This is a genomic window from Neobacillus sedimentimangrovi (assembly GCF_010614825.1).
Lineage (GTDB): Bacteria > Bacillota > Bacilli > Bacillales > Cytobacillaceae > Neobacillus > Neobacillus thermocopriae.
Genome location: NZ_JAAFZF010000001.1, coordinates 106,376 through 119,940, shown reverse-complemented (window position 1 = coordinate 119,940; position 13,565 = coordinate 106,376). Strand labels below are relative to the sequence as shown.

Sequence of the window (13,565 nt, the reverse complement as noted above, 5' to 3'; positions counted from 1 at the left end):
AAAGGGGGGAGAAACAATGTTAAACAGAGTTTCAGAACGCTTTTCTCGGGTGGTACAACGATATTTGCCAGATGCGTTTGTGATTGCAGTGTTGATGACCTTGCTTGTATTTGTGTTGGCTATTTTTGTGACTCCTACAGATCCATTAGAATTATTTCAGTCGTATGGGGATGGGTTTTGGACTTATTTAGCTTTTACGATGCAAATGGTGCTCTTACTCATGACAGGGATGGTCCTTGCCTCGGTTCCATTTATCCGTAAAGGTTTAGAGGCCCTTTCAGCAAAGGCCAATACCGCAAACAAAGCCTATCTTTATACCTTTCTCATTACATCCGCCGCTTATTATATTAACTGGGGGTTGGCTGTCATTGTTGGTGCGATTGTCGCACGTGAGGTTGGAAAACGAAATCAAAATGCTCATTTTCCATTATTAGTAGCGTGTGCCTACGCCCCTACCGCACTCTACTCAGCAGGGTTATCAAGCTCCATTGGTTTAACCGTTGCAACGAAAGGCCATTTTCTAGCAGATGTCATGGGCGTCATTCCTACCTCAGAAACGATTTTTCATCCTGGTACCATTCTCATCCTTATCACTCTCGTCATCACCATGCCGATTTTCATTCTATTCATGGCGCCCAAGAAAAATATCATTCCTTATACACCAAAAGAAAAAGAGCAACAACCGATTAAAACGGAAAAAGAAGAAGAAAAAACTTTTGCCACTTCGTTAGAAAACACCCCTATCCTTGGAATTTTAATTGGATTGGTGGGTCTCATTTATACGATATTACAGTTGGGAAAAGGAACGGACCTTAATTTAAATCTCATTAATATTTTGTTTTTATCATTAGGTCTAATGTTTCACCGTTCACTGAATCAGTACGGTAAAGCCTTTCAGGAAGCAGCAGGTTCTATTTCACCGATTATTCTTCAATTTCCATTTTATGCAGGAATTATTGCACTTTTAGGGAGCTCAGGGCTTGCCGATATCATTATTAAAGGAATGATCTCCATTTCAAGTACGGAGTCATTTGGGGTTATTACTTATTGGACAGCCGGACTTGTCAACCTACTCGCCCCATCTGGTGGTGGCCAATGGGCACTACAAGGGCCTCTCTCCGTCCCCGCTGGAATGGAGCTAGGAGTCGATCCTGGTGTGATTGCCATGGTCGTAGGCTGGGGAGATGCTTGGACGAATCTCATCCAACCATTCTGGGCATTACCCATCTTAAGTATTGTCGGCCTCCATATACGTCATATCATGGGATATTGTATCTTGCTCGCCATTTGGATCGGAATCGTCAGTTCCATTTTGATTTATTTTGTCTATTAGCTTACATCCACTCATGAAAAAACCTCGCCACTTGGACGAGGTTTTTTTCAATGCTTTTTCCTGTTATAAAAGTAAATAAGCAATCGGAGCCGTAAGAAGGATGGTTAATACCACCCGTTCAAACCAGATGACGATCAGTTTGCCGACAGTGAGCGGAATTTCTGTAGAAAGAATACATGGAACTACGGCCGAGAAGAAGATGATGGATGATACAGACACGACGGCGATGACAAACTTCGTCACAAGGGCAGCTTTTGTCACCAAGAGTGCAGGCAAGAACATCTCGGCTATACTGACAGCACTTGCTTTTGAAGCAAGCATCGCATCCGGCAGTTGAACGAGTTTTACGAACGGGTAGAAAATATAGCCGAGCCAATCAAATACCGGCGTATATTCTGCCAAGACAAGACCTAATAAGCCTACCGACATGATCGACGGCAAAATTCCCATGGTCATGACGAATCCGTCTTTCAAGTTGTCCCAAATATTTCTACCAAGACTCGGAGACTGATTGGCGGTCTTCATGGCCTCATTCCATGCCGTTTTTACTCGGTCTTTTTTTATAATGACCTCTTCATCGCCTTCCATATCTTGATAATAGGCATCACTCATTTTGGACAATGGCCATATCCGAACCGTAATCGCCGTTACCAAAAATGTGACGACAAAGGTGACCCAGAAATAGGTGTTCCAAATTTCCATTAAGTTCAGGGTTTTAGCTACGACAATCATAAAGGTGGCCGAAACAGTGGAGAAGCCAGTGGCAATAATCGCAGCTTCCTTGATCGTATATTTTCCTTCCTTAAACACCCGGTTGGTAATTAATAAGCCAATGGAGTAACTTCCAACAAAGGAGGCCACCGCATCAATAGCCGAACGTCCAGGTGTCTTCCATACCGGCCTCATGACTGGCTGCATGAAAATCCCGACAAACTCCAATAGCCCATACCCCACCAATAAAGCAAGAAACACCGAGCCGATAGGGACGAGTAAACCTACGGACACGACCAGTTTGTTAAACAAAAACGGCCCCATATTAGGATCAAAAAACCACTTTGGTCCAAAATTGAAGACAAGCATTACTCCAGCAACCAAACCAATTACTTTTAAAATTGAAAAAATGAGTGAAACGGTATCTTTTTTCCATGTTCCCTTTACAAATGGGTAAATGGCTCCTAATAAGATCACAAGGAGAGCGTAATAAGGCAAGACACCTGGTACAGCCGTTTGAATATAGGAAACAATATGGTCGAGCATGATGGAAGATTTTCCATTCAAAGTGACCGGAATAAAAAAGACGAAAATGCCAATCGCACTATAGACAAAAAACTTTGCCATATTCCCCAAGTTATTTGCCCGCAATTCCGGCTTCACCGTTTTTTCTTGTTCCACTGGAAAATTTGTCATACACTTTCCCCCTTTAAAATGTAATTGCCCTAAAAATAAAAACGCTTTCAAAATAATGTAAAAGATTCCTAGATTCGGACCGCCTACCCAATTCTCCGGTCTTTCCGCCTCTTCCTGATGATAACAGTGAAACCATATCCGGAGTGCTGCTACTGTCTAAATCTTCCTAGTCATGAAGTCATACCTAGATCAATGGATAGCATCCTAGACTGTTCTGTCCTTCACTCCTAAATCCCTATTAATAAATGTATTATAAAGTTTAAATATTCAGAAAAATACTATTAAAACTTTGGAAAAAAGAAAAAAGTTTTAGGTGTAAACAAAAGATTTTGGGTCAAACCGGGATATTTATAGTAATTATTTTATGAAACATTCACTTTTTTCAGGGGATTTTCGGTGGCATTTAGTCAGAATTTATAGGTTTGTGAGATTTTTAAACTCTAACCCTCCAACCGGAATGCTGAAGCATAATATGGTGATTGTGGAGTTTTAACTATTCCAGTCATGTAGTACCCCCATTGTATCTTCATTACCGTTTCTTTTCAAAATAGGTTAAGGAGAGGTTTCCATTAACCATGACTTCCTTTATCACTTGAAATCCATTCTTTTTATAAAAACGGACGGCTGGGACATTTTTGGAAGCGGTGGACACGATCATTCGATTCATCTTAAAATTGGCTTCTATAAAATCTAATAGTGCTTGAGCAATTCCCTTTCGAAAATGATTCGGGTGGACGATTAATCGATGTATATCTACTTCCTCATTGACCACTTTAATGGAAATTACTCCACAAAGTTGTTCGTCAGAATAATAGCCATAGAAAGTTTCTCCACATGTTTGCAAGGTTTCCACTGTGTCTTTTAATGGGGGGATCTCAAAAGAACCAATCATCTCAGCCTCTACTTGATAGGCTGGGATTTGAATGTTTAAAACCTTCTCCGCGGTTTCCTTCACACGAATGTCCAACTTTCGAATCATGTTTTACTTCCCCCTCAATTCTTTTTATTTATGGCTCTGTAAAATTAAATCTTGAAATTTGAAACCTTATCAAATTCTTTATATTATTGTAAATAACACTTTTTATATAAAATGACCGATATAATTTGATAGGTTGCTTTTTTCTAAATTTAGTAGGTGGTGACCAATAGTGAAACTTCCTAATGGTATAACTGGATTTTATGAACCAAAAGTCAACACCCCTCCACCTCAAGTAGACGGGAGACAATTTAAGCAATTATGTTGTGATGTTGCATTACGTAGCGGTTGAAAGGTCATTGAATTTAATAGCCTACACAAGTTGAGAATTTTTGATAATCAATTCTATATAAATACATTTTCCTTATCTTGCAGTTGCATCGGTAGTTGAAAATGGAAACATTACATTTATCGACCAACCTTTTATTGATGAGCAAATTTCTCTTTATTTTCAAGTATTAAAATCAGATGTGCTAAATGCTCCGGTTTACCAAAGTTTTGTAGCATCCAAAGAGTTGAATAGTGCAGAATTGGTTCAAATCTCCAACTGGAAACCCGAAACAATAGGACAAATCATTTTTAACTATTGGGATTGAACCCCAACCAAGAATTATCTCACGTAAACACGAGCATGGTGAATCATTTCCAGGGCAACAAAGGATGATCCTCATAAAACCATTTCATTCTTAGAAAGTGGAAAAGGGAGTGGTATATACCACTTCCCTTACCTGTCTTACATATCATTTCTCGTACTATAAAAATCCCGACGGTTTTTACTGTCAATCTTTATATTTATTTTTCAAACTATCTGAGCCAATGCCACCAACAACCATTAATACGAATGGTAAAAAGTTTACGACAAATTTTGGCAAGCCTTCTAATATCGTTATTTTTGTACCAACAAAATAATTGAAGCCGAGAATAGATAGTTTGATGATTAATAAAAATACGCCTAACATGAATACCGTATCAAAAAATGTTTTCCATTTTGGATAGGCCAATTGCTTACTATCTTTAATCACTTTTTCCGTCAATTCTTTGTCACTCCTCAACAATTCATCTATCGTAATACCGAATAAATCACTCAACTCAATGATGATTTCGATACTTGGATAATTCTTACCCGTTTCCCATTTCGAAACAGACTAACGACTCACATGAAGTTTGTCTGCAAGATCGGCTTGTGACCATCCCCTTTTTTCTCTTTCTCTTTTTAATCGTTCACTAAAAATCATTGTTCAACCTCACCTTTCTTCCTTTCCATTATCGAGGAAAATAGTGGTTAAAGTAAAGCTCTTAATAGGTGCATCTAGGGGCAACCTCCTGTTGCACCTTCATTTTTCAGGAAAATCCAAGTAGCAACTTCATGTTTACAATGATTATAATTTGTATGTAAGATTGGATGGAGCCGTATCAGGTTGTGGCAACCAATTATCTGGAACTACCTCTACTGATTCCATTTCCTTCAATAGAATAAAAAATGGCGACCAAGGGCAAGTGCGGCCATGTGTTTGTCAAAAATCCATTTAAATACAATTCAATATTTCTTGAAAGGTAAAAACAGCCACTTCCAAAAGGAAGCAGCTTAGCAGAATCCCTATTACGCATAATTTTTCATCAGAATTTGGTTGTTAATATGATGTTCCATATGTTTAAGATAATCTTTTATTAACCACTCTACTGTTTTCAATTGATTGTTACCTATATCACAAACATAAGATAATTTCTCTTTCGGAATATTTGATAAAATTTTAATGATTTGTTTATTTAATGCGATAAAAAGGTTACATATCTCATCCAGTGGTCTTTCTTGATAATTTTGAAGTTTGACCCATTGATCTTGGTTGTAGGATTGGATGACCAATAGTTGTTCTTCATACTGAATGTTTATAAACCTTTGAAGATTATTTATGGCGGAGTCACATAGATGTCCTAAAATCTCTTTTTTTGACCATTTATTTGGTAATGGGCGATTGGATATTTCTGTTTCTAACATTGCGTTTAATACTTTCGGTAAGGTTTGTATCCAGTGGTTTATCCCATTCATTATTTCCTCCACACACTTCACCCCTTAAATAGGTATCTAAAAAACAAAATTCGACTAAAGATAGGAATATCCCTTCTTAAACGAACCTATCCCTTTCGTTGAAGAAGAAAATAATTCCCTTTTGAATCATTTGGTACAACCTTACGAAACAGCCAAAAGAAAAGACCACCCCCGAAATGCTCATACCATACCTTATGGGATGATCCTACTTAAAATCACATGTATGAATCGAATCGTTCAAATTTTGTTAGGAACTAGAAACGTATTTCCCTCCATGGTAACAATAATAATTTTTCGCTTGTAGATCTTTAAGTTTAGCCAAAGATTGTTCCGCTTTTTCAAGGTTTAAACAAAACTGTGGATTGGCTACCACTAATTCATCCTTTTCCTTTACAGCGGCATCACCGGTAATGACACTATTTAAGCTAGGAATATAGAGTGAAATATGGCCGGAAGTATGACCTGGTGTGGCGATGACTCTACATTGGTCATCTAAAATCAAATCCCCATCACGGACCGTTTGATCTACTGGAACATGCTTCAAACTCTTTAATTGTTGGATAAACCATTTTCCAAATTCGATTTCTTCCGCTGACATGTTTTCTAGCAACGCTTCGGCTTGCGCTAATCTCTCTGATTTGACTTCCCCACTGATGTATTTCGATTCTTTTTCGCTAGCTATAATCTTTACCCACGGATACTCTTTCTTAAAATCATATAAAGAACCGATATGATCGTTATCATAATGTGTGATAATAATATTTTTTAGTTGCTCCATTTGATAGCTATATTTGAGAATTTCATTGGTAATCAGCGGCAAAAAATTTTTATGCCCAGTATCTACTAAGGTAAGTTCATTATTCATGATGATTAAGGTCGGGTAAATCGTATCTTTTTGGCCATTAAATTCATAATGAATAGGAAGCCCGATAATTTTCATTTTCCGTCCTCCATCTTACTCTAATTTTTCCTAATAGAGACTTACTTCCATTGTAAAAATATATATCATAAAACTCAAAATATCATACATTTCATTTAAATAGATCATTACATAAAAAAATGATAAATCCATGATGGAAAGTTTATAAAAAAAATGAAAAGAGACTCCCTGAGTTTTAACCATGAATAAATGGAGAGGAGTTTTCTAATAACGATTTCTCTTCCCTTTCTTATCTTCATTGAATCTACTACAAAATATCCATCCAAATCTTTACGGCAGTTGCTAGGATCATGAATGCCAAAATGATTCGAAGAATTTTCGTCTTTATCTTTTTCCCAGTCACGGCCCCTAATGGAGATGCAATAAGACTTGCTACAATCATAATGATGGCGGGACCATAATCGACTTGGCCTGTTGTCATTTTACCAACTGTAGCTCCGATGGAAGAAATAAAAGTAATGGCCATAGAAGAGGCAATGGTCATCCTTGTTGGTATTTTTAGGACAACCAACATAATAGGTACTAATAAAAAGGCACCTGCCGCCCCAACGATTCCTGACCCAATCCCAACTATCAAAGAGAGGATGGCTGCAAGCCATTTATTAAACTTCACTTGATCAAATGGAATGTCATCCAAACCTTTTTTAGGAATAAACATCATGACCGCTGCAGTTAATGCAAGTATTCCATATACCAAATTGATGCCTGCTTCAGACATTAGCTTTGAGCCATATCCGCCAATAAAACTTCCTATTAAAATATTAATCCCCATATTTGTAATTAAGGATTTATTTAAATATCCACCTTTCCGAAAAGCCCATACCCCTCCGATCGTTGCAAAAAATACCTGTATCGCACTTATGCCTGAAACCTCGTGAGCACTAAAGGTAGCAAAACCAAATAATGGCGGTATATAAAGAAGCATAGGGTATTTAATGATGGATCCACCGATTCCTAACATCCCAGAAATAAAGGAACCAATAAAACCGATGAAAAAAATGATAATCATAAATTCCATATTCCTTCCCTCCTAAAAAAGGGAACCCAAGCAGGTTCCCCATGATAAGATTAGTTCCCTTTCTTCATCCAGAACTTTAGGACTTCTCCATCTTCTTCATATTTCAACATCTCATGTCCACTTACTTTTGCCCAAGCAGCAAGGTCTTTTTTTGCTCCTTTGTCTGTTGCATGAATTTCTAAAACATCACCTAGATGTAACTCATTCATTGCTTTTTTTGTTTTTACAATGGGCATGGGACAAGCTAATCCTTTGACATTTAAAATTTTTGTAGATTCCATAGGTTATAGACTCCTTATTATTTAGATTTTAACGAACCGCACAACGGTTTGGTCCAATTTCCATTTCGCGTTGTTTCTCTAGATCAGGGTTCATTTTCCCCATGTTTGTTTTTCGAATTTCTTGGTATGCATTTGGTTGAGGCGGTAAGTTTTCTGTTACCAATTTTCTAAATTCATTTTCATCTTCTATATTCAATCCATGATTGTTCACAAACAGAGTGCCTAATTTTTCCGATACACTTCCATCTTCCTTTAATTCATCCATGATCATGAAGTGAGCTGGTAAAACCACAAGATCAGCGGAAAGTTCTCTATATCGGGAATAAAGGCTTTCTCGTAAATCTGTGACCCAGTCTTCGGCCTTTCCTGCTAAATCCGGTCTTCCAATTGAATTAATAAATAGGATGTCTCCTGAAAGAAGGAACTTCCCATCAACGACCAAGGAAGTAGATCCGATAGTGTGCCCAGGGCTATATAGTGCATGAATATCGATTGCGGTATTTCCAATTGTCACTACGTTTCCACCTTCTAATGGCATGTATTCGAAAGTTACCTCCATTGCATCCTTTGGTGGCAACCAGTATGTTGCACCTGTTTCTTTCGCCATCGTTCTACCCCCAGAAATATGGTCAGCATGTAGATGGGTATCGAAAACATGTGTAATCTTTGCTCCCTTTTCTTTCGCGAAGTCCAAAAAAATATCCGTCATACGAGTAGCATCTATAATGGCCGCTTCCCCGTTAGAAATTACCATATAGGATAGACAACCTTTTCCAATACGGACAAATTGATAAATTTCTCCACCATCCGTTAATTCCCCTACCTTTACTGGTTCGAGGTGTTCACTCCATGCTTTCATTCCACCTTTTAAATAAGAGACATTCAACCCTTTTTCTGAGAGCATCTCTGCCACCATCACTGAAGACCCTTCTTTAGCACAGACCACCAGAATCTCCTTATCAGATGGAAGCTTTTCTAAAATCCTATCCACTCCATCCAATAATTCAAAATAAGGGATATTTAAATAGTCAAAGTTTTTCCCTTCAATTTTCCAATCTAGAAAATCACTTTCGTTACGTACATCGAGAATAAATAATTCTTCTTTATGAAAAACCTTTCTTGTTACTTCTTTTGCAGTCATTGCTTTTACCGTCATTCACATTACCCCCTATGGTATATTGGTAAATAAAAAAAATAAATATTTTTTTAGAATGTTAGTGTAATATTACATTTTTAAGGAAATGTTTTGAGCTATGAAAAAGGTATTTAGCCTCACACATGATGGACAAAGTGTAGTTGTATGAATTGCCACTTTGTTCATCTTTATTTCCTCCCCTCCTTATTTAAAGAATCGGTTTTTCCAGTCCAAGCACTCATACCAGGAACGACGTTTATCACATCAACAAAACCTTTTTCAGCTAATTTTTGAGCAGCCAGATCACTGCGGTTTCCTGTACGACAGACCACATAGATTTTATCTTCTTTATTTAGTTCGCTTAAACGCTCTTCCAATTCCCCTAATGGTATGGAAATGGCATTAGGTATATGGCAAAATGCATATTCAGCTTCTTCTCTTACATCAAGAACGACAATCTTTTCATTCATTTCTAACTTCGTTTCTAATTCTTCATTACTTGCTACACGGGGATGTTTTCTTTCAATGAAGCCTTCATTAGATGATTTTCTAAGATAATGTTTGAATACCTCTCCTTCATCAATGGTCCCAAGATACTGATGACCAGCACTGTTTGCCCAAGCTTGAAGATCAGCTTTCGATCCTTTATCGGTTGCTTGAACTTCTATGACTTGCCCCGCTTGTAATTCATTCATGACCTTTTTCGTTTTTACGATTGGCATTGGGCAAGATAACCCTTTGGCATCTAAAACAAAATCCGTTTTTAATAATTTCATGTTTACCCTCCTACAGTTACCCCTATGGGTATATAGTTTATTAAAAAAATATATTTTGTTTTACCTTGTCACGCAAGCAATCCTCATTTTCATAGAAAAATAGGATCATCGTCATGAAGAGATCATTTACTATTCCATTCCCCTCCCTCCTTTCAGTTATATAAATAAGTTTATATTCCCATCTTCTGCATCAGCTAAATAAGCAGCAACACCCGCATATTCAACATGATCCAACAATTCTTCTTTTTGAAGTCCCAATAAATCCATCGTCATTGTACATGCAACAAGGTTTATATCTTGATCTTTCGCCATTTCAATCAACTCTGGTAGTGATAGGACGTTGTGTTTTTTCATGACATTTCTTATCATTTTAGGACCAAAACCGGCAAAATTCATTTTAGAAAGGCCCATTTTATTCACGCCTCTTGGCATTAATTTTCCAAACATTTTTTCTAACAATCCTTTTTTCACATGAATATTCTCATCTTTTCGCAAAGCATTTAATCCCCAAAATGTATGGAAAATGGTTACTTCATGATCATAAGCTGCTGCACCATTTGCGATGATATAAGCTGCCATCACTTTATCATAATCACCACTAAATAAGATAATGGTTGTTTTTTTCTTTTTTGTCATGGTTACTCCCCCTTAATTACCTATACCCCTATGAGTATTTATAAAAATAAAAAAATACTATTTATTTCCTCTAAAACTTTAACACTCATTTCACCTAATCCTAAAATCCATTCTTTTTAGATTGACCTAGAATAGCATTGTCTCCATTCCACCTCTACTTTCTACCATTACCCCTATGGGTATATAATAAAGAAAATAAAAGAGGGTGTCAACCCTTTTTTATCGACTTCTTACCAATAAATCAACAGCTTCTTTCACCAAATCTTCTGCACTTCTTCCATTCATTTCTTCAGCTTTTCGGACACATTCCACTAAATTGGAACTTACAATGACTCCAATGGTTCGATCGATGGCGGTTCTAGCAGCAGATAACTGCGTAATAACCTCTTTACAATCCTTATTTTCTTCCATTAAGCGTAAAATACCTCTCAACTGACCTTCAATTCGCTTTACTCTATTTTTCATCTGATCATTGTATTCCATTTATGTTTCCTCCATTATTCATCTGTTAATTGGACTTTTTCGTTGCTTTTTGCTGAATCTTGTGTTAAATAAACAAAAATACGAAAAACTTTTCTAAAGAACGTTTTATAACTTATCAATTCTCACAATCAGAAAAGGTAAAAGCTAACAAATAAAGTTGATAACCTTATTATATACCCCTATAGGTATGATGTCAAAATTCTTTTCTTCCTTTCCAGTTAATAAATTAGGCCCAAATGAAACAGGATTTCTATCTGATTTTAATCATTAAAAACTCAAATTAGGGCCCTGTCAGTATAAGGGTTATGACTAGGGCTACTCTTTTTCTATTTCCTTATCAACCAGATAAAAACTCTTAACTAACTTTTTATAAATCCCAATGAATTTCATAGCCGTGAATCCAGTCTTGACCTTTGCCTGCAAAAAGCGGAAGAGCGATGGATAAAAATTTGTCTCTAAACCAACAGGCGACAGGGCTTAGTTCCTTTTTTCCGCTTCCATTTCTTCTGGCAGTTTTAATCATTTTTTCCGCCCGTTTCTTTCTGTGAGCTTCAAAAAGTTGAAAGATACGTTCGATGGGCAAGTTGGAATCTTTCATCAGTTTGGCTAAGTACATGCTGTCTTCGAGGGCAACCGAAGCTCCTTGTCCTGCATGGGGACTTATCGCATGGGCAGCATCCCCAATAAGAACAACCCTGTTTCTACACCAATTAGGAAGACGATCCATTTCATAAATATTACTTTTAAAAATAGATCGAGACTGCTGAATAATCGTTTCAATCGGTGAATGCCAATTTTGATGAAGGTTCAGTAACTCTTTTCTAATCTCTTCGGTTCCAATTAGCCGAAGTTGTTCTCTCGAAATTTCTCTGCTTTCTGGTATATTACTCCACCACATTACTTCCTCTCCATCGCTTTTATTACACAACGTATATCCGAAGAATCCCCTTTTTCCAAATGTTAAAAATGTAGGGTATTCATTGTGTAAACGTAATTCCCCAATGGAGGACGCTGGGGCAAACCCTCCCACATTTTGGAGACCTGTGTAAACCGGCTTCGGACCGTTTTCTGTCACATATTCCCTTGTTTTAGAATGAACCCCATCGGCGCCAATTAAAAATGTTCCACTTACTTCCGTTCCGTCCTCAAAAATCGCGGTCACACTTTCATCGTTTTCCATGATGCTTTTTTATCGTTTTTTGTAATGGATGGTTATTCCGTTTTTCTTCACTGCATCAACAAGAATTTCATGGAAAGTACTTCTAGCGATATTCACGGATGGCAAACCAAATTTTTCACGTCCCCATTGTGGGACTCGAGCAAGGACCTTCCCTTTATCATTTTGGAACTGCATCACTGGGCATTCCACTCCATTTTTCAAAACAGCATCAGCAAGGCCAAGTTCTGCTATGACTTTCATTCCATTGGGAGCAATTTGAAAATCACCACCAATATCTTTCCTCTTTTCATAGGCTTCATAGATTTCCACTTCAAAATTGAGTCGTTTTAAAAACAATCCAACAGAGGTACCTGCAATCCCGCCACCAATAATGATGACTTTCTTTTTCATCTTCCTCTCTCCCTTCAGATATACTTCTTGTCTAAACATGTTATAATGAATAATAAAGTTTATTAAGATAAATATCTTATTTGGTTAAATATTTTAGTTAACTAAGATAAATAGTATAGGAGGAGGATTATAGTGTCAATGGATAATTACCCACAATCAAACAAAATCATCGAAAAACTGGGAAGAAAAATGCAGGAATTGAGTACAGTTACAGTTCTTTTCCATCAAAAAATTGCCCAAAATTTAGGGTTAAATCCTACGGACCATAAATGTTTGGATTTGATTATGAAAAATGACTATATGACGGCAGGAGAATTAGCACAAGTAACTGGGTTAACAACCGGAGCCATTACCGGAGTGATTGACAGGTTGGAAGCGAAAGAACTGGTGAAAAGAGAAAAAGATCCGAACGACCGAAGAAAAATTGTGGTGGTTGCCAATAAAGAAATGGCATTAAAGGAAGTCAGCCCCTTTTTCAACTCACTTGGAACGGCCATGAATGAATTGTTCAACCAATATTCCGAAAAAGAACTACATACCATTTTGGATTTTGTAACAAAAAGCGTGGAAATTGTGGAGGGGGAAGTGAATAAATAAAGACATCTGACATAAAGTCAAGGTTTTAAAACTATTACCCTAAAACGGACGGTCTTGATCCGTCCGTTTTTCCGTTTTAGGAAATACAAAAGTAATAAACTTCAGGGGAGTTGGGGAAGTATCCCAATCTTTCTACCTATGACTTAATCGTGAATGCGATTGTTTTCCCTTTTTTTCAGAATCTATCTTATCATTAGTCATAACAAATTCCTTGATTTTAACACTATAAATAACATGGAGCAATGGATGATTTATACCACTTATAGTAAGGTGGAAGCTTTCAATCATGTGATTGCGGCTAAAACTGTTAGGTACTACCCTATTTAGTTCTTTAAATAATCGTTCCTTATGGAAAATATATCTCCA

The 13,565-nt window shown here is 37.1% G+C and carries 12 protein-coding genes and 2 pseudogenes; 2 read left to right on the top strand and 12 right to left on the bottom strand.

All coding sequences use genetic code 11. The features are described 5' to 3' along the window. Window positions 1-16: 16 nt before the first annotated feature. Entirely contained in the window at window positions 17-1,333 is a 1,317-nt protein-coding gene (locus tag GZA11_RS00635) for a short-chain fatty acid transporter (protein WP_163182532.1), read from the top strand. A 63-nt stretch (window positions 1,334-1,396) separates the two neighbouring features. Here the strand turns inward: GZA11_RS00635 and GZA11_RS00630 are convergent, their stop codons facing one another. The 12 genes and pseudogenes from GZA11_RS00630 to GZA11_RS00575 all read right to left on the bottom strand — a co-directional run bounded on the left by GZA11_RS00630 (window position 1,397) and on the right by GZA11_RS00575 (window position 12,602). Continuing rightward, window positions 1,397-2,671, bottom strand: coding sequence for a YjiH family protein (locus GZA11_RS00630; RefSeq protein ID WP_235924777.1), 1,275 nt, complete (start codon window positions 2,669-2,671; stop codon window positions 1,397-1,399). Window positions 2,672-3,269: 598 nt separating this feature from the next. After that, window positions 3,270-3,719 (bottom strand): GNAT family N-acetyltransferase, encoded by a 450-nt coding sequence (locus GZA11_RS00625; protein ID WP_163182530.1) that lies wholly within the window; start codon window positions 3,717-3,719, stop codon window positions 3,270-3,272. A 776-nt stretch (window positions 3,720-4,495) separates the two neighbouring features. Next, window positions 4,496-4,951, bottom strand: a pseudogene (locus tag GZA11_RS00620) (helix-turn-helix domain-containing protein). Between the two features lie 365 nt (window positions 4,952-5,316). Beyond that, entirely contained in the window at window positions 5,317-5,775 is a 459-nt protein-coding gene (locus GZA11_RS00615; RefSeq protein WP_204317730.1) for a DinB family protein, read from the bottom strand. Window positions 5,776-6,010: 235 nt separating this feature from the next. Continuing rightward, on the bottom strand, window positions 6,011-6,703 hold the full coding sequence (locus tag GZA11_RS00610) for an MBL fold metallo-hydrolase (protein WP_163182529.1): 693 nt from the start codon (window positions 6,701-6,703) through the stop codon (window positions 6,011-6,013). A 247-nt stretch (window positions 6,704-6,950) separates the two neighbouring features. Then, window positions 6,951-7,721, bottom strand: a complete 771-nt coding sequence (locus GZA11_RS00605) for a sulfite exporter TauE/SafE family protein (protein ID WP_038535299.1) — start codon at window positions 7,719-7,721, stop codon at window positions 6,951-6,953. Window positions 7,722-7,771: 50 nt separating this feature from the next. After that, on the bottom strand, window positions 7,772-8,002 hold the full coding sequence (locus tag GZA11_RS00600) for a sulfurtransferase TusA family protein (protein ID WP_038535301.1): 231 nt from the start codon (window positions 8,000-8,002) through the stop codon (window positions 7,772-7,774). A 28-nt stretch (window positions 8,003-8,030) separates the two neighbouring features. Beyond that, a complete protein-coding gene (locus GZA11_RS00595) occupies window positions 8,031-9,158 on the bottom strand; it encodes an MBL fold metallo-hydrolase (protein ID WP_038535303.1) in 1,128 nt (375 codons plus the stop codon). A 167-nt stretch (window positions 9,159-9,325) separates the two neighbouring features. After that, window positions 9,326-9,913 (bottom strand): sulfurtransferase TusA family protein, encoded by a 588-nt coding sequence (locus GZA11_RS00590; protein ID WP_038535304.1) that lies wholly within the window; start codon window positions 9,911-9,913, stop codon window positions 9,326-9,328. Window positions 9,914-10,069: 156 nt separating this feature from the next. Next, window positions 10,070-10,549, bottom strand: coding sequence for a DsrE/DsrF/DrsH-like family protein (locus GZA11_RS00585; RefSeq protein ID WP_163182528.1), 480 nt, complete (start codon window positions 10,547-10,549; stop codon window positions 10,070-10,072). Window positions 10,550-10,768: 219 nt separating this feature from the next. After that, window positions 10,769-11,032, bottom strand: a complete 264-nt coding sequence (locus tag GZA11_RS00580; protein WP_163182527.1) for a metal-sensitive transcriptional regulator — start codon at window positions 11,030-11,032, stop codon at window positions 10,769-10,771. A 367-nt stretch (window positions 11,033-11,399) separates the two neighbouring features. After that, window positions 11,400-12,602, bottom strand: a pseudogene (locus GZA11_RS00575) (FAD-dependent oxidoreductase). Window positions 12,603-12,740: 138 nt separating this feature from the next. Here GZA11_RS00575 and GZA11_RS00565 point away from each other — a divergent pair. Then, entirely contained in the window at window positions 12,741-13,199 is a 459-nt protein-coding gene (locus GZA11_RS00565; protein WP_235924775.1) for a MarR family winged helix-turn-helix transcriptional regulator, read from the top strand. The last annotated feature ends 366 nt before the right edge of the window (window positions 13,200-13,565 follow it).